This is a genomic window from Cypionkella sp., from assembly GCF_034376685.1.
Taxonomy (GTDB): domain Bacteria; phylum Pseudomonadota; class Alphaproteobacteria; order Rhodobacterales; family Rhodobacteraceae; genus Cypionkella.
Map to the genome: position 1 here is coordinate 39,389 of NZ_JAXMJJ010000045.1, position 22,671 is coordinate 62,059.

Sequence of the window (22,671 nt, forward strand, 5' to 3'; positions counted from 1 at the left end):
CCAAGGCATCAATCGTTCTTTTCACGTCAGAATGACAAGTGTCCGTCTTGCAAACTTGGGTTCGGCGGAAAATTTGGTCATTCCGCGGCCTCCGGCAGTTTGAATCGGGTGAGCAATCCAGCCAGTTCGGGACGGCAGGATCCGCAAGAGGTGCCTGCACCCAAAGCCTCACCCAAGGCGGCGACAGTCAGGGCATGGCCGGATTGGATCGCCGCGCGAATGGTGTTGATGCCGACATTCAGGCAGGCGCAGACCGTGGCGCCGGGGTCGGGCAAGTCGGCGCGCGGACGGCCAGCAAGCGCCGCCGTTTCAGGCTCATTCAGGCGGCTGGCAAGGTGGTCGCGCGCGACGGCGACAGGCTCTGGCCCCGCGAAAAGCGCTGCCAGCAAGCGGCCTTCGGCGTGAAAGGCGATGCGGGCAAGGCCCCTTTTGGTGTCAATGACGGTGGCTGCTTCTGCTTCGGCCAGATCGAACAAGGCTCGGGCGTAGGCGGTCCAGTCTTCGGGGGCGTGCAGCCCCGCCAATTCCATCCGCCACCCGCCAGGAACGCGCGCGCGGGCCCAGTAATCAGATTGCGGCTGTAGCGGCGTGGCACTGACCGCGAAACCGAACCACTGCGCGGGATAAAGCGCGGCTGCCACGGCTGCCGCTTTGCTTTCGGGCTGACCAGAAATCGGGTCAACAATGCCGGGCACAAGCGTGTCGATCCGAGCGGCAGAGGCGGTCTCAGCCGTCCAGTGCATCGGTGCGAATATCTGACCGGGGGCGAGGTTTCGACTGATCAGCACACGCAGGATGCAGCGCCCATGCCCGTTGGAAAGCACCACCAGATCATCAGGTCGAATATTCAGGCTGGTAGCATCTGCGGGGTGAACTTCGACAAATGGCTCAGCCAGATGCTGACTGAGGCGTGGCGATTTTCCGCTGCGGGTCATCGTATGCCACTGATCGCGGATGCGCCCGGTGTTCAGGCGGAACGGGTGTTCCAGTGTCAGCAGTTGCGGCGCACGGGGCGTTATCGGCAGCATCCGGGCGCGGGCGTCCGGGGTGTGAAAGCGGCCCGTGCCAAAGAATCTACCGCCACGCTGGCGCGGGTTCTGTGGCCATGTGAAAGGGGCAAGCGCGTCGTAATCGGCCCCGCTCAGGCTGGCGAGATCCGAAATGTCGAAATCGCCGCCAAGCGCACCTGCGATGCCAGAGAGGGCGGCGTATTCGGCGAAGATTTCCGCCTCGGTTTCCCAAGCAAAGGCTTGCCCGTGTCCCATCCGTCTGGCGACTTGCGCCAGTATCCACCAATCGGGCCGGGCTTTGCCGGGGCGCGGCAGGATGCTGCGCTGACGGCTGATCGTGCGGTCAGAATTGGTGACGCTGCCATCCTTCTCACCCCAGGCGGTGGCGGGCAACAGCACATGTGCAAGGCGGGCAGTGTCGGTTTCGGCAGTGATGTCACTGACCACGACAAAGGGGCAGGCTTTGACGGCGGCGGCCACGGCATCAGCATCCGGCATGGTGACGGCGGGATTGGTGTGGATGATCCAGATCGCTTTGATCGTGCCATCGGCGACGCCGCGGAACATATCCACCGCCTTCAGCCCCGGCTTTTGCGCCATCGTCGGGCTGGCCCAAAAGCCCTGCACGGCGTCGCGGTGCGCTTGGTTTTCCAGATCCAGATGGCAGGCAAGCATATTCGCCAACCCGCCCACCTCACGCCCACCCATCGCGTTGGGCTGGCCCGTCACCGAAAACGGCCCCATGCCGGGGCGACCGATGCGGCCCGTCGCAAGGTGGCAGTTTAGGATCGCATTCACCTTATCGCTGCCCGAGGAGGATTGGTTGATGCCTTGACTATAAACCGTCACCACCTTCTCGGTGCTGGTCCACAGCCGCAGAAACTCCGCCAGATCGGCCGCGGGCAGGCCCGTAGTGGCGGGATCGCTGGCGCAGGCGGCCGTCAGCGCCTCGGCATAGCCCGCGACATTCGAGAGGTAGCCAAGGTCAACAGCTCCCGCATCAGCAATCGCCACCAGCAATGCGTTGAACAGGGCCGCATCAGCCCCCGGCGCAATCGCCAGATGCAAATCAGCAATGTCGCAGGTGGCGGTTCGCCTGGGGTCGACCACCACGATTTTCATCTCAGGGCGCGCGGCTTTGGCAGCAGCAATGCGCTGATACAGCACGGGATGGCACCACGCGAGGTTTGATCCGGTCAGCACCACCAGATCGGCCAACTCCAAGTCTTCATACAGCCCCGGCACGGTGTCAGACCCAAACGCCCGCTTATGGCCAGCGACCGAGGAGGCCATGCAAAGCCTTGAATTGGTGTCGATATTGGCGGACCCGATGAAACCCTTCATCAGCTTGTTGGCGACGTAATAGTCCTCGGTCAACAACTGACCCGAGACGTAAAACGCCACCGCATCCGGGCCATGATCGGCGATCACACGTGAAAACCGTTTGGCGACCACGCCCAAAGCATCCTCCCACGACACCTCTTGCCCAAACACGCGGGGGCCCAGAAGCCGCCCCTCCAGCCCCACGGTTTCGCCCAAGGCGCTGCCCTTGGAACACAGCCGCCCCTTGTTGGCCGGGTGATCAGGATCGCCCTTCACAGTCAGACCGCCCTTGCCATCAACTTTTGCCAAGATGCCGCAACCGACGCCGCAATAGGGGCAGGTGGTGCGAATATGGTCGGCTTCAACGGCGCGCGGCTGCACAGTCATGCGGCGGACCGCCGCGCCAACCGTGTCGCGTCCAACAGAATCCGCCCAGCCTCCACCCGTGCTGGGTAGCTTTGCACCGCCCCTTCATCCACGCCCTGCGCCATCCCGGTTTCCAAGCTGAAAACCCAAGCGTGCAGTGGGCAGGTAACCGCATTGCCGTGCACAATACCTTCCGACAATGGCCCGCCCTTATGCGGGCAAGCGTCGTCAATCGCGAACACCTGATCTTCGGCAGTGCGGAACACCGCAACGCAGCCTTGGGCGGTCCTCACGACCCGCGCGCCTTGCGGGGGAATGTCGGCCAGTGCGCCAATGTCGATCCAAAGCGTCATTCTGCGGCCTCCAGCGAAAGGTCAGCCATTGGCGTCCATTGTGCCAGTTGATCGGGTTTGGAAAGTTCCGCCCATGGGTCGATCTGGTAGACGGATTGCGATAGCATGAAGCGGTCATAAAGCGCGCGGCGCACCGTCAAATCGGCCATCTGCTCCTGACACCAGCCAAGCCCGACCTTGGCGACCCATTTGTAAATCCGGTGCAGATAGCGGCTGTTTTCGCGGTAAAGCTGCACGAAGGCCGCGATAATCTCCATCGTTTCGGCCTCAGTCGTGGCTTTGCACAGAAACTCGGTTTCGCGCACATCCATCCCAGCAGCACCCGCCACCGAAATCTCATATCCGCTGTCAACGCAGACCACGCCGACATCCTTGCAGGTCGCCTCCGCACAGTTGCGCGGGCAGCCGGAGACCCCGAGTTTCACCTTCGCAGGCGTCCAAGATCCCCACAACAACTTCTCCAGCTTGATCCCCAACCCAGTAGAATCCTGCGTGCCAAAGCGGCAAAAATCGCTGCCCACACAGGTTTTCACCGTGCGCAGGCCTTTGGCGTAGGCATGGCCAGACACCATCCCCGCTGCGTTCAAATCCTGCCACATCGCGGGCAGATCTTCCTTTTTCACGCCCAACAAATCAATCCGCTGCCCGCCCGTCACTTTCACCAGCGGCACATCGTATTTATCCGCCGCATCGGCAATCGCCCGCAGTTCATTCGGCGTCGTCACCCCGCCCCACATCCGCGGCACCACCGAATAAGTGCCGTCTTTCTGGATGTTGCCGTGGTTGCGTTCGTTCACAAACCGCGACTGGCGGTCATCGACATATTCCGTCGGCCAATCGGCGATCAGATAAAAATTCAGCGCCGGACGGCAGCTTGCACAACCCCCGACCGAGCGCCAGCCAAGCTCCTGCATCACTGCCGGGATCGACTTCAGCGCCATCGACTTGATCAGCCGTCGCACATCCTCATGCGTGTGATCGGTGCATTTGCACATCGCCGGATTGGCGTTGGCGGTAAAGCTATCACCCAAAGTCACCGCCATCACCTGCTCGACCAGCCCGGTACAAGTGCCACAGCTGGAACTGGCTTTCGTCGTCGCCCGCACGAGGTCCAACGTCTTGGCCCCACCCAAGATCGCATCCACAATCTTGCCCTTACAAACGCCGTTACAGCCACAAATCTCCGCGCTAGGCGGCAAGGCTGCAACGGCTGCCATAGGGTCCGCTTGGGCACCCCCTTGATAGGCTGGACCGAAGATCAACGTCTCACGCATCGGGGTGATATCTGTGCCGTCTTTGATCAGCCCGAAGAACCAGTTGCCGTCGGCGGTGTCACCATACATCACCGCGCCCAGCAGCTTGTCGCCCTCAATCACCAACCGCTTGTAGACACCCCGCGCCGGGTCGCGGAACACGATATCCTCGCGCCCCGGGCCGTCAGCGAAGTCGCCAGCCGAGAACAAATCGCAGCCCGTCACCTTCAGCTTGGTCGCCGTCTGCACCGGACGGAAGGCGGTCTCCTGTCCCAGCAAAGCCTGCGCCAGCACCTTCGCTTGGTCATAAAGCGGAGCTACAAGCCCAAACAACTGCTTGTCATGCTCCACACATTCGCCGACCGCCCAGATCGACGGATCGCTGGTTTGCATCGCATCATTCACCGTAATGCCACGCCCCACATCCAGATGCGCGTCATTGGCCAGCCGCACTTCTGGCCGGATACCCACCGCCATGCAGACGATATCGGCGTCGTAAACCGTGCCATCCTCAAGCAGAACGGCCTCCACCCGCTCATGCCCGAGGATGGCCTTGGTCGCCCCTTTGCAGTGGATTTTCATCCCCCGCGCCTCCAGCGACTTTTGTAGCAAATAGCCTGCGGCGGGGTCTAACTGCCGCTCCATCAGATGGCCCATGATATGGATCACCACCACCTCCATGCCGCGCAACTGCATGCCCGCTGCGGCCTCCAGCCCCAACAAGCCGCCACCAATCACCACGGCCTTCGCCCCCGGCTTGGCTGCCGCGATCATCGCATTGGTGTCTTCCAGGTCGCGATACGTCACCACACCCGGCAGCTTATGCCCCGGCACCGGAATGATGAACGGCGCGGACCCCGTGGCGATGATCAGCTGATCATAGGGCGTCTCTACCCCGCCACTGGTCACGGTTTTCGCATCGCGGTCGATCTTGGTAACAGCCTGACCCAGCACGGTTTTGATACCGCGCTCTGCATACCAAGCGTCGTCATGCGTGACGATCTCGGCATAAGTCTTTTCGCCCGACAACACCGGCGACAGCATGATCCGATTATAGTTCCCGCGCGGCTCGGCGTTGAACAAAGTGATGTCAAACGCATCTGGCGCTGCTTCGGTCAGTTGTTCCAGCATCCGGCCCGAGGCCATGCCCGCCCCAATGACGACAAGTTTCTGTTTCATCACGCGACGTCCTTGTTTTGAGGCGCTGATTTCTTCTGGCCGTGCTCATATTCCTCAAGGAATGCCAGCACTTCGGCGCGGTAGTGGTAATAGTCTGGATGCTCCAGCAGGCTGCGGCGACTGCGCGGGCGCGGCAGTTTCACCTCGGTGATCTTGCCGATGGTGGCGTTCGGCCCGTTGGTCATCATCACCACGCGGTCGGCCAGCAAGATCGCCTCATCGACATCATGCGTCACACAAACCGCGGTGACTTTGGTGCGGCTCCACACCTCCATCAACACTTCTTGCAATTCCCAACGGGTCAGGCTGTCGAGCATTCCGAACGGCTCATCCAGCAGCAACAGCTTCGGCGACAAGGCAAACGCTCGCGCAATACCCACCCGTTGCCGCATGCCGTTCGACATATCGGCGGCTTGACGGTCCATCGCATCGCCAAGGCCGACACGCTCCAGATAGTATTCCACCACCTCTTGCCGTTCCGCTTGAGTGGATTTCGGATAAACCTTATCCACCCCGATCGCGACATTCTCTTTCGCGGTCAGCCAAGGAAACAGGTTCGGCGATTGGAACACCACCGCGCGTTCAGGATCAGCGCCTTCCACATGGGTGCCGTCCAGCGTGATCGCGCCCTTCGAGATCGCGTTCAGCCCCGCCGTCATCGTCAAAACCGTGGACTTCCCGCACCCCGAATGGCCGATCAGCGAGACGAACTCGCCCTTCTTCAGGATCAGGTTGAAATCCTCCACCACCGTCAACGGCCCCTTTGGCGTGGCGTAAACCTTGTGCAGTTGCGAATAGCGCAGATAGCGGGTTTCAACCGGCGAAGCCGCCGCAGCGCTATAGGCTTTCGGCAAAGCATGGCGCGGCGTCAACGCAGGCAGCGTCCGGGTTTCGGGCAGCTTGGATTTGATGCCAACATCCATCAGATAAGCGGTGACATCGGCGCGCAGGGCTTTGAAATCATTGCTTTCATTCATCGCGTTGCGGTCGCGCGGGCGGGGCAGGGCAACCGGAAAAGCTGCGCCCAAAGTGCCGTCAGGATTCAGGCACAGAATACGGTCGGCCAGCACCAAAGCCTCGTCCACATCATTGGTGATCAAGACCACGGTGCGCTTGTCCGCCGCCCAGATCGCCTCAATCTCGGATGCCACATTGCCCCGCGTCAGCGCGTCCAAAGCCGACAAAGGCTCGTCCATTAGCAACACTTCCGGCTGCATCGCCAAAGCCCGCGCCACCGCCACACGCTGCCGCATCCCGCCAGAAAGCTCCGCGGGACGGCGTTCCGCCGCATGGCCAAGCCCGACCATCTGGATATATTTCTGCACCAATGCGGCACGCTCGGCCTTGCTGCCCTTGCAGACCGCATCCACGGCCAGCCCGATATTGCCCGCCACCGTCAGCCACGGCATCAGCGCATAAGATTGAAACACCAACCCACGTTCTGGCCCCGGCCCCGTTACCGGCACTCCCTTGAAGTTGACCTCGCCGCGATCCGGCAAAGTCAGCCCCGCCATCAAGTTGATCAGCGTGGTTTTGCCCGAGCCGGAAAACCCCAGGATCGCCAGAAACTCACCATCCTGCACCTGAAACGACAGGTTGCGCAGCACAGGCGTATCGCCGTAGCCCCTGGAAACGTTGTTGAACTCCAGAATTCCCATCCCGCTCACCGATTATTCGAGAAGGTGAACAGCGACTGCAAAGCGAACATCACCCGGTCCAACAAAAAACCAATCACGCCAATCGTCAGCACCGCGACCATGATCTTCGCCAAGGACTGCTCGGACCCGTTCTGAAACTCATCCCAGACGAACTTGCCCAAACCCGGATTCTGCGCCAGCATTTCCGCCGCAATCAGCACCATCCAGCCCACGCCCAAAGACAGCCGCAGCCCGGTGAAAATCAGTGGCAAGGCCGAGGGCAGCACCAGCCGGGTGATCTTTTTCCACAGCGACAGCTTCAGCACGCGGGAAACGTTGACCAAATCCTTATCAATCGAGGCCACCCCCAGCGAGGTGTTGATCAGCGTCGGCCACAGCGAACACAAGGTCACCGTAAACGCCGAAACGATGAAGCTTTTCGGCAAATCGCCATCGGTATAAACGGCGGACACCACCATCGTCACAATCGGCAACCAGGCCAGTGGCGACACCGGTTTGAACAGTTGCACCAAAGGGTTGATCGCGGCATTTGCGGTGGCAGAAAGCCCCGCCAAAATCCCCAAAGGTACCGCGATAATCGTGCCAATCAGAAACCCCGCGAACACGGTTTTGATTGAGGTCCAGATTTGCGCGTAATAAGTCGGCTTGCCGGTATAGGCGGGGGTTTTCACCTGATCCGCCTTGCCTTCCGCCACCAGTGCTGCATTTTTCGCGGCCCGTTTGGCGTAGAATTCCTGCTCTTTCACGCCTTCAGTCGCAGCACTGGCATCCAACGCCACCGCTTGCTCCCAGACCTGCACGGGCCCCGGAATGGCCCCTAAAGAGGTCTGCACCATCGGCGCAAGGCTTCCCCACAAAGCCAAAAACGCGGCAATCGCCAGCATCGGCACCACCGCCAGCCGCCAGATTTCCGGCATCTGCCCGCGCGGATTATCCCCGGCCAGCACGCGCCAGATCGGGGTGATCCATGCCAGCCCCAGCAGCTTGAACCATTTGTCGCATCTGCTGATCAAGCGGTACAGCTTTTCCAGCCGAACGGTGCGGTCGCGCGTGGGTTCTTCGGGCAAAGCAGCAGGGTCAAGCAGGGTCATGTCAGTCTCCATCAGCGGCGGCTTTGACGGGCGGATAGCCACCCGTCAATTCAGAGAAGGTATTGGATCAGTTGATGATTTCGCCGCCCGTGACAGTCTGCGCGGCTTTCAAACCAATCGTCAGGCTGTCGATATAGGCGTTGGGTTTGGTGCCATCGTAGGACACGCCGTCGATGAAATCGGCAGAGGGCGCGCGGTAGCCATCGGCGTCAAAATCGAACTGGTCAGCCGTGGCGTTTCCGTCGGCAATCACTGCCTCGGCGGCGGCTTTGTAGATATCCGGCTTGTAGACCGATTTCGCGATCTCGTCGAACCACGCGTCGGGCTTGGCTTCGCCAATCTGCCCCCAACGGCGCATCTGGGTCAGATACCAGACCGCATCGGAGTAGTAGGGGAAGGTCGCGTTGTAACGGAAGAACACGTTGAAATCGGGGGCAGGGCGCTTGTCACCCTTTTCATACTCAAACGTTCCGGTCATCGAGTTGCCGATTACCGCCGCATCCGCGCCGACATAGTCCGGGCTGGACAGGATCGTCACCGCCTCGGCGCGATTGGCGTTGTCGTTCTCATCCAGCCAGATCGCCGCCCGGATCAGGGCTTTGGTCAGCGCCAAAGTCGTCTGCGGGTTGGCTTCGACAAACTCGGCGGTCAGTCCGAATACCTTTTCCGGGTTATTCTTCCAGATGTCGTTATCGGTGATCACCGGCACGCCAATACCTTTGGCAACTGCAGCTTGGTTCCACGGCTCGCCCACCGAATAGCCGTCAATCGTGCCGGCCTCCAACGTCGCCGGCATCTGCGGCGGCGGCGTCACCGAAATCAGCACATCGCCACCGATCTGGCCAGACACATCATCCGCCGAATAGAGACCCGGATTGATACCCCCAGCAGCCAGCCAATAGCGCAACTCGTAGTTATGGGTGGATACCGGGAACACCATGCCCAGATTGAACGGTTTGCCTTCAGCGGCATAAGCCTCAATCACCGGCTTCAGTGCAGCGGCGGAAATCGGATGCGCAGGCTTGTCGCCCTCCATCTTCAACCCCGGCTTCATCGCTTCCCACACCGCATTCGACACGGTGATCGCATTGCCGTTCAGATCCATCGAGAACGGCGTCACCAGCGCGGCCCTGGTGCCATAGCCAATCGAGGCCGCAATCGGCTGCCCCGCCAGCATATGCGCGCCGTCCAGCTCGCCGGAAACCACGCCGTCCAGCAGCACTTTCCAGTTTGACTGCGCCACCAGCGTCACCGACAGGCCCTCATCCTCGAAAAACCCTTTCTCCTTGGCAATCGCCAGCGGGGCCATATCGGTCAGCTTGATGAAGCCCAGCGTCAGCTCGGGTTTCTCAATGCCGGGGGTCTCGGCAAAAGCGGGGAAGGCAAGCAATGCGGTGGTGGCAAGCAGGCTGGCGATGCGTGTCATATCTGGTTCCCGGATGCCCCCGATACGGGGGCGTTGAAATGCAAAAAGCCGCCAGATCCCATGCCAACAGAGGCAGTGGATCGAGCGGCGGTGCTCGGCTTTTCCCAACTTTGGGGGGCAGCGGTGAAGGCGTCATTGCCTTCGTGCTTGGATTAAACCTGCCGATGCCGCGCTGCGGCGTCAACAATACCGTGTCGGATTCCGCACCCAATGGGGCGATTTCGCAGACGCAGCATCGCGATGCCACTTTTTTCAGCGCGCAGGCGCTGCCAGGTCGAAAATCCGGGCATCAAAAAAGCGGTCAGCGGGCAGAATCAGCTGGCCACGCTCGGCTGGAACGGCGGTCGCTTGCGCCAGCGCCCCCTCAAGTTTCTCAGATGCGCCCGGCAGAATGGCCCCCGCTGGCCGCAGATGCAGACGATAGAGATCGCTGCGGAAGACATCGGCGGCAGAGGCAGACGCCTCGACTACATCCAGCCCATGCCGCCCCGCCAAAGATGCGCCAATCCACGCCGCCTGACTGCGCCACGGAAAGCCCGCCGCGCCCTCAAAGAATTCGATCAGCTGCGGCGTCAGATGTTCGCGGCCATCGGGCGCAGTCACAATCCGGCCCGTCAACGCCCGCTCTACCAGATCCGCCGACACGACAATGCGCCCCTGCGCTGTCAGCATCTCAGCCGCAATGATGTGGTTTTCCGGTCGCGACAACCAGCGTCCCGCCCGCCACACCGCACGCAACAACCGCCCCGCCAGCGCGGGCTCGGCTTCCGCCCAGCCCAACCGTGCTGCCAGAACCTTCTCCGGGGCCCGCGCCCACAAAGCCGAGGTCGGCAGCAGCAATGTCCCCGAGCCATTTTCCACCGCGACCGAACCCCAAGGCTCGCCGACGCAGAACAGATCAATTTCTCCGGCGGAAAGCGCCTCGGCCATCCGGGGCGGCGGCACCGTGCGGATATCCAACTGCGCGGCTTGCGCACCGGAAGCCGCCAGCCAATACAGCAGCAACTCGCGGTGCATCGAAAACGCATAAGGCACGCCGATGCGCAGGCTAGGGGCAGCCGCCAGCAAAGCCCACCCCGCCGCTGCCGCATCTCTGAAGTCAAAGCCATAGCCCGCGCCAGCCATCTTGGCCGCCAAAGCGTTGGAAATCCCGATCACATTGCCGTTCAGATTCAGTACACAAAGCGCCTCAAACCGCACCGTGCCCCGCCCCAGCCCCAAGGCCATCGCCACAGGCACCGGCGCCAGCATCTGCGCCGCGTCGACCTGGCCCACCGCCAACATATCGCGCAAGCTGGCCCAACTGGGCGCGGTGTGCAGGTCTAGTGTCAGGCCCTCTTCCTCGGCAAAGCCCAAAGCCTCGGCGATGATCAGTGGGGCTGCATCCAGCAGGGGCACATAGCCAAGGCGCAGGGGCACACTCATTTCAACAGATCCGCCGCCAGCACCAAAGCACTCGCCACATCCGCCAGCTTGCGCCCCTGATCCATCGCGGTCTTGCGCAGCAGCGCGTAGGCTTCCTCTTCGCCAATCCCACGCGCCCGCATCAAAATCCCCTTGGCGCGGTCAATCGCCTTGCGGTCTTCCAGCGCCCGGCGGGTCTCCAGCAACTCGATCCGCATCTTTTGCAGCATGTGAAACCGCGCAATGGCGGCATCCAAAATTGGCTTGATCCGATCCGCCCGCAGGCCATCGACCACATAGGCCGACATCCCCGCCTCAATCGCCGCTTTGGTCAGGCTGCCGTCGCTTTGATCGACAAACATCGCCACCGGCCGCTCGGTCGGCCCGGTCGCCAACGCTAATTCCTCCAGCACATCGCGCGACGGATTTCCGGCATCAATCAGCACCAGATCCGGGTTGCGCTGGGCGATCCGACGGGCAAGCCCAGTCTCCTCGGCAATCACCATCACATCAAAATCACCGGCATCGCGCAGGCCGTCCACGATCAGCATCGCGCGGGCGCGGTCCTTTTCAACCACAATGATGGAAAGCCGTTGTGCCATGCAAATGCAAGACGGCGATGCAGCGCGCGAGGAAAGCGCAACCGCCATCAGCACCGCCAGCATCAGGCCAAGTCGCATATGTATGCCTGCATATTGGGCATACATTTCAGAGGTGCGATGAAAATAAGCAAACCAACAACGCGAGACCAAGTGCCGCCATTTCGTGACAGCAGGCAAAGTCGGGGTGAAAGACAAGCCGCCAGACTGTTTGCTTCATGACAGAAGTTGATTCTACTCTAACTATGTTATAAATATAACAAGTGGAAACCGATCAGGGGTTGCAAGAAATGACCGCAAAAGACCGACGCGTCATGGCGTTGTCATTGGCTCTGGCAGAGCGCAAGGTGATCCATCTGAAAGAAGCCGCCGCTTTGATGCAGGTGTCGGAAATGACCGTGCGCCGCGATGTGGCTGAAAACCCCGACCTGTTCGGCACGCTTGGCGCGCATATCATTTCGGCGGGCAGGTCCGAACTTGAGGCGCCCTATGCCGTCACGCGGGCAGCGGAAAGCCATTCTGCCGCCAAGCGCCAAGCGTCGATCCACGCCTTGCGCTATCTGCAGCCGGATGAAACCGTGTTCATGGATTGCGGCAGCACGCTGATCCATCTGGTTGATCTGATCCCCGCCGATACCCGCCTGACCGTGGTTTGCTATGCCTTCAACACAGCAGAGCGTTTGATTGCAAAGGAAAATATCACACTTATCCTGTTGGGCGGCGTCTATCACCCCGCCTCTGCCTCTTTCGCCGGGGCTTCGGGGGCAGACACGTTGAATGCGTTGGGCATCAATGTCGCCTTCCTGTCCGCCTCGGGTATTGACCAACAGCGCGGCGTGTCCTGTGAGCAGTTCCACGAGGTGCCGATCAAACGAAAAGCGATGCAAATGGCGCAGCGCCGTTATCTGGTTGGCGACAGCACTAAAATCGGTCGGGTGCGCCCGGCGCAGTTTGCTGATGTCGGTGATTTCGACGCCATCATCACCGAAGCCGGGGAAATGCCGTTAAGTGCCAAAGCCTGATCGCCCCTGACCGCGAAAAGTTATGTTGTAAAGATAACAAAATAATGATACAAATATAACGAAAGAGCGCAACACAGCGAATCGCGTCGAAAGGCCGCGCCGGATTGCCTCGGGGATTTGGCGCAGCGGAGGGCGTTCGGTGACGATACTACAGCCGGAAATACAGGCAAAGATCGCCTTACTGCAGCCGACAGGCCAAACGGTGCGCAACGCCGGGATGCCGCTTGATCTGGAGTGGATCGCTAGGACCCGCGTCAACCAATCCGCCACCGATCGCCGTGTCGCCAGCCTGCCCGGTCGCCGCAGCGTCAAGAAAGATGCCCAAGCGGCGTGGTTGCTGAAAGCCCTGACCTGCATTGATCTGACCACCCTCAGCGGCGATGACACCGCCGGACGCGTTCGCAGGCTGTGCGCCAAAGCCGCGCAACCGCTGACCCCCGCCCTGCAAGAAGCCCTCGGCATGGGCGACCGCCGCCTGACCGCAGGCGCCGTCTGCGTCTATCACCGCTTTGTCGGCATGGCAGTTGATGCCCTTGCAGGGACCGGAATTCCGGTCGCCGCCGTCTCCACAGGCTTTCCCGCAGGCCTCGCCCCGCATGATGTGAAGCTGCGCGAGATCGCGGCCTCGGTCGCCGATGGCGCTGCCGAAATCGACATCGTGATCACCCGCGAACATGTGCTGACTGGCAACTGGCAGGCGCTTTACGATGAGATGCGTGATTTCCGCGCCGCTTGTGGCGATGCCCATGTCAAAGCCATCCTAGCGACAGGTGAGCTGAAAACCCTGCGAAATGTCGCGCAAGCCAGCCTCGTTTGCATGATGGCAGGCGCGGATTTCATCAAAACCTCGACCGGGAAAGAGGCAGTCAACGCCACCCCCGCCGTGACGCTGACCATGATCCGCACCATCCGCGCCTACCATGATCGCACCGGCTACCGCGTCGGCTACAAACCCGCAGGCGGCATTGCCACCACCAAAGACGTGTTGATGCAGCAGTTTCTGATGAAGGAAGAACTCGGTCGCCCGTGGCTCGAACCCGATCTGTTCCGCATCGGTGCCTCCTCCCTTTTGGCCGATATCGAACGCCAACTCGAAACCCATGTCACCGGCGGCTATTCCGCCTTCAACAGACACCCGATCGGATAACTGATGAACATCGCAAAGCATTTCGACGATATGTCCTACGGCCTGTCCCCAGAATCCGACACTGAGGCCCGCGCTTGGCTCGCCCGCCACGATCACAGCTTTGGCCATTTCATCGCCGGCAGCTTCACCGCGCCGGATCACAGCTTTCAAACCTTTGAACCCGCCACAGGCAAGCCACTGGCACAGCTAGCACTTGGCACTGCTGCTGATGTCGATTCTGCCGTCACCGCCGCCCGCAAGGCCCAAACCCCTTGGGCGAAACTTTCCGGCCACGCCCGCGCCCGCCACCTTTACGCCCTCGCCCGGATGATCCAACGCCATGCCCGGCTGATCGCCGTGGTTGAGGCCATCGACAACGGCAAACCCATCCGTGAGACGCGCGACATCGACGTGCCACTGGCCGCCCGTCATTTCACCCATCACGCCGGATGGGCACAACTGCAGGCCACCGCCTTCCCCGATCATGCCCCGGTTGGCGTCGTCGGCCAGATCATCCCGTGGAATTTCCCGTTCCTGATGCTGGCATGGAAACTCGCCCCCGCTTTGGCTTTGGGCAATACCGTGGTGCTGAAACCCGCCGAATACACCTCGCTCACCGCGCTGCTGTTTGCCGAACTGGCGCAAGCCGCTGGCCTGCCCGCAGGCGTGATCAACATCGTCACAGGTGAAGGCGACACCGGGGCGCTGTTGGTCGATCACCCCGGCATCGACAAAATCGCCTTCACCGGATCCACCGAAGTCGGCCGCCTGATCCGCCAGCGCACCGCAGGCACGGGCAAATCGCTGACGCTGGAACTCGGTGGCAAATCCCCGTTCATCGTGTTCGACGATGCCGATCTCGATGGCGCTGTCGAAGGCGTGGTCGATGCGATCTGGTTCAACCAAGGCCAGGTCTGTTGCGCGGGGTCTAGGCTGTTGCTGCAAGAGGGCATCGCTGACGACTTCATCCGCCGCCTGAAACGCCGGATGGATACCCTGCGGGTCGGCTCCCCGCTCGACAAATCCATCGACATGGGCGCCATCGTCGCCCCGGTGCAGGCCGACTGCATCCGCACTTTGGTCGCGCAGGGTGTGGCCGAGGGTGCCACTCTTTATCAGGCCGCGATAGACCTTCCGACCAACGGCTGCTTCTACCCGCCCACCCTGCTGACAAACGTGCAACCCGCCCACACTGTCGCCCAAGAAGAAATCTTTGGCCCGGTCGCCGTCACCATGACCTTCCGCACCCCGGATGAGGCTGTGCAACTCGCAAACCACTCCCGCTACGGCCTGTCGGCCAGCATCTGGAGCGAATCCATCAGCCTCGCCCTGCAAGTCGCGGCCAAGGTCGAGGCTGGCGTGGTCTGGGTCAACGCCACCAACCTGTTCGATGCGGCCGTCGGCTTTGGGGGTCGTAAGGAATCTGGCTTTGGTCGTGAAGGCGGCCGCGAAGGCGCTTATGAATACCTCAAACCCAAGGCCATGCTGGGCCGCAAATTGCGCCCTGCACAGCCACCGATCACCGCCCGCTCGGCTTCGATAGCCGATTTCGTCGCTCCCACTATCGACCGCACTGCCAAGCTGTTCATCGCAGGCAAACAGGCCCGCCCCGATGGCAACTATTCCCGTCCGGTGCTGACCCCCAAAGGCGCGGTGATTGCCGAAGTTGGTGAGGGCAACCGCAAAGACATCCGCAACGCCGTCGCCGCCGCCCGCAAAGCCGATGCTTGGGCCAACTCCACCGCCCACAATCGCGCGCAAGTGCTGTATTACATCGCCGAAAACCTCTCCGCCCGCGCCGCAGAATTCGCCGCCCGCATCAGCACTATGACAGGTCAAAGCTCCGCCAAAGCCGATGCCGAAGTCGAAGCCTCCATCGACCGTCTGTTCAGCTACGCCGCTTGGGCCGATAAATACGAAGGCAGCGTCCACGCTCCACCCCTGCGCGGTGTGGCGCTGGCGATGGTTGAGCCCATCGGCGTCGTCGGCGTGATTTGCCCACCAGAAGCCCCGCTGCTGGGTCTGATCAGCCTGACCGCCCCGCTGATCGCCATGGGCAACCGCGTCATCGCCGTCCCCAGCGCGCCGCATCCGCTGTCGGCCACCGATTTCTATGGCGTATTGGAAACCTCTGATCTGCCCGATGGCGTCCTGAACATCGTCACCGGCGATCCGCAGCCCTTGGCCGAGGCCCTCGCCACCCACGCGGATGTCGATGCCCTCTGGGCCTTCGGCTCGGCAGCGCTGTCAGAGTCGGTCGAACGCCTCTCTGCCAGCAACCTCAAACGCACCTTTGTCGATCACGGGCGGCTCACCGACTGGCACCACCCCAGCGCCGAAGGCGCAGATTGGCTGCGCCACGCCACCGAGGTGAAGAATATCTGGATTCCCTACGGCGTGTAGGGACTCCAGCCGCTTAGGCCAGATAACGCCCGACAGCGCCGCCTTGCTTGCTCCAGACATCATACCAAGCGGTAAACAGCTTGAACTGCGCCTCGGCATAGCCGCGCTGGCTCGCACTCAGCGCATCGGACTCAACGAAATGCAGCGCGTATTCGGCCTCGCCCTGCAATTCCAATAGGTATTTGAAATACAACACAAGATCAGGGCCTTCATCGAACGATGACAGCACCGCAAACGCCGCCTCCAACTCCAACGCTTTCTGCCGCGCTTCCACATCGCCCAAAGCCGCCGCCCGCGACAGATTGCACAGCATCAACACCGGGCGCGGCAACACGCAGCCAATCCCGGTAATCGCCCCCGACGCCCCACAGTTGACAAACCCGTTCACCACCCCGGTATCCACCCCGACCATCAGCGTCACCCCATCGCCCGCCGAGGTGATGAACTCCCCCGCATAGCGCATCTCGGCCGGGCCGCCGAATTCCTTGAACCCCACCAGATTGGGATGCTCGGCCCGCAAAGCGGTGAACAAATCAGCGCGAGTGACAAAGCCGTAGTATGGGCTGTTGTAGATCACCGCAGGCAGATCGGGCGCGGCGGACAAGATCGCCTTGAAATGCGCTTTCTGTGCGCTGGGCGAAGGCCCACGCGACAACACCCGCGGGATCACCATCAACCCATGCGCGCCAACTTCCGCCGCGTGACGCGCAAGCGCCACCGCCGACGCGGTATTGATCGCGCCGGTGCCGACCACAACCTTGATGCCCGCCGCCACCAGCCGCGCCACACCTTCCATCCGCTGCGCATCGGTCAACAGCGGCCAATCCCCCATCGACCCGCAATAAACCACCGCCGACATCCCCGCCGCGACCAATTCCCGTGCTTTGCGCACCAAAGCGTCAAAATCCGGCGCGCGGTCCGCCGTGCAAGGCGTCATCAGCGCGGGGATCACCCCTGAAAAGATCTCGGACTGCATCTGCTTCATCCCTGTAAAATAGCGGTTGGACCCAGTGACGCCATGCGGCACTTGCCGGAGGACTCACTTCTCCATTTTAATATACATCTTGTATTTTTCTTGTCGACGTAAAACTGAAACCCTTACAACTCAATATCCTGCCGCTGATCCCGCGCCATCAATCGCTGTATCTGCCCGACAATCTGATCGGCATGCGCCTTCGCCAACGCATCGGCGCGCGCCACATCCCGCGCCGCAATCGCCACGATAATATCCTCATGCTCGGTGATCACCGAAGCCGGTGGCTGGTCGTCAAACGACTGATAATACAGCCGCAAAATCCGCCGCCCCTCGTCTAGCAGCCGCAAGAACAGCGCCAGATAATACGGATTCCGCCCCGCCTCGGCGATGGACGCGTGAAAGTCGCGATTGGTGCCAATCATCGCCAAAGCATCATGCGCCTCAAACGCCGCACAATACTCCGCCTGATGCCCCCGGATCACCTCCAGATCTCCCGCTCGCCAATTTTGCGCCGCAAGCCGCGTCGTCACCCGGTACATCAGCGTGATCGCGTCAAAAAACGTGTGCAGGTTCACAAAGTCGATCTGCGACACCATGGTGGACCGGTTCGGCAGCGTGTCGATCAAGCCTTCCATCGCCAGCCGCGCCAAAGCCTCGCGGATCGGCGTGCGCGAGATCGCAAAACGCTCGGCCAGCTGCACCTCATCAATCGGGCTGCCCGGCGGCATCACCAGATCAAGAATATCATCGCGCAAAAGATCATAGACCATCTTAACGCCAGAGCCGCGCTTGCGTTCGGGTGGCGGGGCAGGGGAGTTGTCCATGAGCCATTCCTTCTGTGGCCCACACAGTTACGGCCACATCCCCCGCCGATCAACCGCCTCAGGCACCAAAATCAGCGCGAATATCCTCCAACCGCCGCTTCTGCCCGCCATTGGCATCGAAGTTTTCGGGCGCAAGCCACGCCTCATAGGCAGGCTTCAGCTTGACCCAATCCTTGTCGATCATCGCAAACCACGCGGTATCCCGGTTCAGCCCCTTGATCACAAAATGCTGCCGGAACAGCCCCTCATACTGAAAGCCAAACCGCAGCGCCGCTTTCTTCGACGGCACATTGTCATTGTTGCACTTCCACTCAAACCGCCGATAGCCAAGCGTATCAAACGCATATTGCGCGAACAGGAACAAAGCCTCAGTCGCCGCCGCCTTGCGCGCGATCAGTGGCCCCCAATAGATATTGCCAATCTCCACCGCCCCATTGGCCGCATCAATCCGCATCAAGGTCTGCCGCCCGGCAACCTTGCCCGTGGCCTTGTCGATGATGGCGAAATAAATCGGATCGGTGCTGGCCGAAACCTTCTCGACCCATGCCCGAAAGCTGCTCAGATCTTCCGGCGGGTTTTCGGGCAGCCAAGTGAATTTCGCATCCGCATCCAGGATGGCCGAAGCTGCATACAGCTCCTCAGCGTGCCGCGCCTCCAGCTTTTCCAACCGCACATAGCGACCCTCCAACGGCACCGCTTCCGGGCGCGGACGCGGAGTCCAATGCTGCATATTCTCGGCCATCGTCACATTCCTTCGGCAAGGCAAGCGCAAATGCTAAAGCGTTCCCCCACAGATAGACAGGGCCAGTGGCAACATCCCGATCAGGCCAGAATGGCAAGGTTCAGCTATCTTCACGGCTTCGGGATTGGCCTTTGCGCGCCACAGCGCTAGTGTGCGCGCATCGCAAGGGGGCAAGATGAAAGCGCTGGCTTTGGCAATCGCGGCATTGTCTTGGGCGCAAACCGCCCATGCCCATCCGCATGTCTTCATCGACACCGGGTTAGAGCTGATCTTCGACGCCAAACACCGCGCCACCGGCGTTCGCATCACCTGGAGCTATGATGACCTGACCTCGTTGCAGATCATCACCGACAAGGGCCTTGATCCCGATTTCGACGGCATCCTTACCCCGGAAGAAACCACACAACTGAACGGCTTTGATATGCACTGGGACGCAGGTTACCCCGGCGATACTTATGCCTCCAGCGCAGGCCATCCCCTTCTGCTTTCCGGGCCTTCGGATTGGAGTGTCGCCTATAACGACGCCAAGATCGTCTCAACCCACTACCGCAGCTTCGCAACGCCGATCGAGATCACCCAACCCCTGCTGGTGCAAGTCTACGACCCCACGCTTTACGTCAGCTACGCGCTCAAGCTTGGCACCACGCTGGACAATGCCACAGGCTGCACCGCGCGCACCGTGCTGCCCGATCTCGATGCCGCCCGCGCCAAGCTTGATGCCGCCATCGCCGCCCTGCCACAAGATGCCGAAGCCGCCTACCCTGAACTCGGGGCAGATTTCGCTGAAGCGATGGAAGTTTCATGCGCGTCCACATCGTAAGCCAGCCCGGCCTGAAACGTGCCCTGCTCAGTCTCGGCGCAATCTTCGCGCTGATCCTGCTGGCGCTCTTGCTGTCGGGTGGCTTCTTGGTATTGGAGCGCTGGGTGATCGAGGCCCAACGCGCCATCCAAACTGAACTCGCCGCCGGGGTGCGCGCCATCAAACAGGGCCAACCCGGCGCGCTTTTCGCCCTGCTGGCAGTCTGCTTCAGCTACGGCGTGCTACACGCCGCGGGGCCGGGGCATGGCAAGGTGCTGATCGGCGGCTACGGCGTAGGTCGCCGCGTCGCGTTCTGGTCGCTGGCCAGCATTTCCCTCGCCGCCAGTCTGGCGCAAAGCTTGGTCGCGGTGGCCTTGGTCTACGCCGGGGTCGCGGCTTTGGGCTGGACCCGCGACGCCACCCAAAATGTCGCACAAGATGTGATGGCCCCCATCGGCACACTGGCAATCGCAGCAGTGGGCCTCTGGCTGGCTGGCCGCGGTTTGCGCAAAGTCTGGCGGCAAGCGGCGGCACCTGTGCCAAACGCCCACGACCACAGCCACGCCAATGATCCCGATCACCACCACCATCACCACGACGCCGATTGCGGCTGCGGCCATTCCCACGGCCCCAGCCTTGCCGAAGTCGAACGCGCCACCAGCTGGAAAGACCGCGCCGCCCTGATCATTGGCGTGGCGTTGCGGCCCTGCTCTGGCGCGCTGTTTCTGCTGATCCTGACATGGCAGCTCGGCATTGCGCTGGCGGGCATCGCAGGTGCTTTCGCGATGGGGCTTGGCACGGCAGTTGTGACGGTCGGCGTGGCGGCGATAGCGGTCTGGGCGCGCGAAGGCGCTTTGGCCAACCTGCCGTTCAACCGTGTGGCGCAAATCTTGCCTTGGGTTGAAGTGCTGGCAGGCAGCCTGATCACCGTCATCGCCTTGGCCCTGCTGACGCAGACTCTGTAACGCCGCCAGCCCCTGCCTTTCACGATTCTCCGGCGACAATACCATCCACTCCCACCGCCAAATCTCCCGCCAAAATCGCCGTTTATGCAGTTGCAGCACGATTTGCCCCTGTATGCGGCAGTTTCTCGCGCATCTCACCGCCCTGTGAAGGGCGCTAACACATCTGGAATTGACCTTTTGTGCATCCTCCCCCATCTGAACCGATGATTGGGTCTAGGCATCGCGTCCAGGTTCCTTTGCAAATGCGGCATGGCAGGGTTGCTTTGGCTGCATAGCATGACATCTGGCGCGACTTCCGATAACCTGCGAATTACGTTAAGTTTTCCTCGAATCGGGGAGCAGGAGAGAATATGCCGGGTCAGCCGGGTTTGTCTGTGATCATCCACCGCCGCTCTGTCCTGGGTTTGCTGGGATCGGCGGCATTGCTGCAATGCAGCACAAGCCTGTCCAGCGCCGCCTGGGCCGACACCGCAGCGCCCGCTGCCGTGGCCCCGGAAGGCGTGAACGCAGAGCCGTTCAGCTTTGACATCCTGACCGCTGCGATGCAGCAACGGGCAACCACGCCGCATCAGGCCCCGACCAAAGTTGAAGGCTTCTTCTCAAGCTTCACCTACGACGATTATCAGGCGGTGCAGTTCAACCCCGAGCGCGCGCGTTGGGCCGGTCCGAAGGCTGGTTTCAACGTGCAGGCCTTCCACCTTGGCTGGCTGTTTGCCGAGCCGGTGCTGACCTATGAAGTCAAGGGCGGCACCGCGCGTCCGATGATGTTCTCGACCGATGATTTCCGCTATTACGACCGTGTCGCCGCCCGCGTGCCCAAGCACGAGCCGCTGCCGGGTGTGGCGGGCTTCCGTCTGAACGCGCCGCTCAACCGCGCCGATCTGTTCGATGAAGTCGTGGCCTTCCTTGGTGCCAGCTATTTCCGCGCTCTGGGCCGTGACAACGCCTACGGCCTGTCTGCCCGTGGTCTTGCGATCAACACCGGCCTTGGCAAACCGGAAGAATTCCCGCGCTTCTCGAAATTCTGGCTGGAAACCCCCGCGCCTTTCGCGCGCGAAGTCGTGGTTTATGCCGCGCTGGAAAGCGAAAGCTGCACCGGGGCTTATCGCTTTGTGATCCGTCCGGGCGCAGATACCGAAATGGACGTGACCGCGCGTCTGTTCTTCCGCAACACGGTGGATCAGATCGGCATCGCGCCGCTGACCTCGATGTTCCTGTTCTCGGAAAAGAACCGCGCCACGTTCGACGACTATCGCCCCAACGTGCATGACAGCGATGGCCTCGCGATCTATCGCGGTGATGGCGATCATATCTGGCGTCCGCTGAACAACCCGCCGCGCCTCTCGGAATCCTACTTTGCCGAGACCAGCCCGCAGGCTTTCGGTCTGATGCAGCGTGATCGCAACTTTGAAAGCTATCAAGACGCCGGCGCGCATTACGAACGTCGCCCGTCCCTGCTGGTCGAGCCTTTGGGCGATTGGGGCAAAGGTGCGGTGCGTCTGGTCGAGATCCCCAGCGATCTTGAGGTCAACGACAACATCGTCGCCTTCTGGGTGCCCGACGCCAAACCCGTGCCCGGCACGATGATGGAGTTCGCCTATCGTCTGCGCTGGGGCGCTTTGGCGGCAGATCCTTTCGCGGATATTGCCTTTGTCAAGGAAACCCGCGCTGGTGTTGGCGGCGTCTCTGGCGTTGAAAACTCCGATGGCACCCGCAAGTTCGTGGTGGATTTTGAGGGCGGTCTGCTTGCCACACTGCCTGCTGATGCCGAAGTCAAAGCCGTGGTGACCATCGCGGGCGGTGAAATCGCGCATCAGGCGCTGTCCGAGATCCCCGGAACCGATTTCTGGCGTTTGGTGCTGGATATTTCCGCCGCACCGGGCAGCACCGTGGAACTGGGAGCCCATATCACGGGTTATGGTCGTAAGCTTTCTGAAAACTGGCTTTATCAATGGGTGAGTGCATGAACGTGACCAGTCCGATCCTTGCCGAACCGGTGACGAAGCAAATCCGGGTTGCCGATGTGATGGCTCCGCCGCTGGCACCTTTGGCGATGCCAAAACAGGTGCTGACGTTGCCGCAGGGCGGGCTTTTGCGCGCCGTGCGCAGCTGGATTTGGGCTGTAGCACCGGGCTTGCGCCGACTCGGCTGA

18 protein-coding genes are annotated in these 22,671 nt (G+C 61.4%); 7 read left to right on the top strand and 11 right to left on the bottom strand.

Annotation, left to right across the window (positions count from 1 at the left end; translation table 11 throughout):
• Positions 1–77: 77 nt before the first annotated feature.
• The 8 genes from U1A24_RS09990 to U1A24_RS10025 all read right to left on the bottom strand — a co-directional run bounded on the left by U1A24_RS09990 (position 78) and on the right by U1A24_RS10025 (position 11,665).
• Positions 78–2,720 (bottom strand): molybdopterin-dependent oxidoreductase, encoded by a 2,643-nt coding sequence (locus U1A24_RS09990; protein ID WP_322321830.1) that lies wholly within the window; start codon positions 2,718–2,720, stop codon positions 78–80.
• The gene (gene nirD / locus U1A24_RS09995) at positions 2,717–3,052 is read right to left on the bottom strand and encodes a nitrite reductase small subunit NirD (RefSeq protein WP_322321831.1); all 336 of its coding nucleotides are present in this window, start codon (positions 3,050–3,052) and stop codon (positions 2,717–2,719) included. The genes U1A24_RS09990 and nirD overlap by 4 nt, the downstream gene beginning before the upstream one ends.
• Positions 3,049–5,484: a nitrite reductase large subunit NirB gene (nirB, locus tag U1A24_RS10000; RefSeq protein WP_322321832.1), complete on the bottom strand. Its 2,436-nt coding sequence runs from the start codon at positions 5,482–5,484 to the stop codon at positions 3,049–3,051. The genes nirD and nirB overlap by 4 nt, the downstream gene beginning before the upstream one ends.
• Positions 5,484–7,142 (bottom strand): ABC transporter ATP-binding protein, encoded by a 1,659-nt coding sequence (locus U1A24_RS10005; RefSeq protein ID WP_322321889.1) that lies wholly within the window; start codon positions 7,140–7,142, stop codon positions 5,484–5,486. Before U1A24_RS10005 ends, nirB begins: the two co-directional genes overlap by 1 nt.
• A gap of 5 nt (positions 7,143–7,147) precedes the next feature.
• A complete protein-coding gene (locus tag U1A24_RS10010) occupies positions 7,148–8,233 on the bottom strand; it encodes an ABC transporter permease (RefSeq protein ID WP_322321833.1) in 1,086 nt (361 codons plus the stop codon).
• 67 nt (positions 8,234–8,300) lie between these two features.
• Positions 8,301–9,659, bottom strand: a complete 1,359-nt coding sequence (locus U1A24_RS10015) for a CmpA/NrtA family ABC transporter substrate-binding protein (protein WP_322321834.1) — start codon at positions 9,657–9,659, stop codon at positions 8,301–8,303.
• A gap of 252 nt (positions 9,660–9,911) precedes the next feature.
• A complete protein-coding gene (locus tag U1A24_RS10020; protein WP_322321835.1) occupies positions 9,912–11,084 on the bottom strand; it encodes a CmpA/NrtA family ABC transporter substrate-binding protein in 1,173 nt (390 codons plus the stop codon).
• Positions 11,081–11,665: an ANTAR domain-containing response regulator gene (locus tag U1A24_RS10025; protein ID WP_322321890.1), complete on the bottom strand. Its 585-nt coding sequence runs from the start codon at positions 11,663–11,665 to the stop codon at positions 11,081–11,083. The genes U1A24_RS10020 and U1A24_RS10025 overlap by 4 nt, the downstream gene beginning before the upstream one ends.
• A gap of 287 nt (positions 11,666–11,952) precedes the next feature.
• Here U1A24_RS10025 and U1A24_RS10030 point away from each other — a divergent pair, with 287 nt between their 5' ends.
• The 3 genes from U1A24_RS10030 (at position 11,953) to U1A24_RS10040 (ending at position 16,213) form a co-directional block, all read left to right on the top strand.
• A complete protein-coding gene (locus U1A24_RS10030) occupies positions 11,953–12,684 on the top strand; it encodes a DeoR/GlpR family DNA-binding transcription regulator (RefSeq protein ID WP_322321836.1) in 732 nt (243 codons plus the stop codon).
• Between the two features lie 145 nt (positions 12,685–12,829).
• Positions 12,830–13,831: a deoxyribose-phosphate aldolase gene (gene deoC, locus U1A24_RS10035; RefSeq protein WP_322321891.1), complete on the top strand. Its 1,002-nt coding sequence runs from the start codon at positions 12,830–12,832 to the stop codon at positions 13,829–13,831.
• Positions 13,832–13,834: 3 nt separating this feature from the next.
• Entirely contained in the window at positions 13,835–16,213 is a 2,379-nt protein-coding gene (locus U1A24_RS10040) for an aldehyde dehydrogenase family protein (RefSeq protein WP_322321837.1), read from the top strand.
• Positions 16,214–16,226: 13 nt separating this feature from the next.
• Here U1A24_RS10040 and U1A24_RS10045 read toward each other — a convergent pair whose 3' ends face one another.
• From U1A24_RS10045 to U1A24_RS10055, 3 genes are all read right to left on the bottom strand, one after another.
• On the bottom strand, positions 16,227–17,189 hold the full coding sequence (locus tag U1A24_RS10045) for a dihydrodipicolinate synthase family protein (protein ID WP_322321838.1): 963 nt from the start codon (positions 17,187–17,189) through the stop codon (positions 16,227–16,229).
• Positions 17,190–17,311: 122 nt separating this feature from the next.
• The gene (locus U1A24_RS10050) at positions 17,312–18,013 is read right to left on the bottom strand and encodes a GntR family transcriptional regulator (protein ID WP_322321839.1); all 702 of its coding nucleotides are present in this window, start codon (positions 18,011–18,013) and stop codon (positions 17,312–17,314) included.
• Between the two features lie 58 nt (positions 18,014–18,071).
• Positions 18,072–18,755 (bottom strand): GNAT family protein, encoded by a 684-nt coding sequence (locus tag U1A24_RS10055; protein WP_322321840.1) that lies wholly within the window; start codon positions 18,753–18,755, stop codon positions 18,072–18,074.
• Between the two features lie 175 nt (positions 18,756–18,930).
• On the opposite strand from U1A24_RS10055, the gene U1A24_RS10060 reads away from it, so the two are divergent.
• The 4 genes from U1A24_RS10060 (at position 18,931) to U1A24_RS10075 (ending at position 22,671) form a co-directional block, all read left to right on the top strand.
• On the top strand, positions 18,931–19,575 hold the full coding sequence (locus tag U1A24_RS10060) for a DUF1007 family protein (protein WP_322321841.1): 645 nt from the start codon (positions 18,931–18,933) through the stop codon (positions 19,573–19,575).
• The gene (locus U1A24_RS10065; protein ID WP_322321842.1) at positions 19,557–20,519 is read left to right on the top strand and encodes a hypothetical protein; all 963 of its coding nucleotides are present in this window, start codon (positions 19,557–19,559) and stop codon (positions 20,517–20,519) included. Before U1A24_RS10060 ends, U1A24_RS10065 begins: the two co-directional genes overlap by 19 nt.
• A 350-nt stretch (positions 20,520–20,869) precedes the next feature.
• Entirely contained in the window at positions 20,870–22,486 is a 1,617-nt protein-coding gene (locus tag U1A24_RS10070) for a glucan biosynthesis protein G (protein ID WP_322321843.1), read from the top strand.
• Complete coding sequence (locus U1A24_RS10075; RefSeq protein WP_322321844.1) at positions 22,483–22,671, top strand: hypothetical protein; 189 nt, start codon at positions 22,483–22,485, stop codon at positions 22,669–22,671. Before U1A24_RS10070 ends, U1A24_RS10075 begins: the two co-directional genes overlap by 4 nt.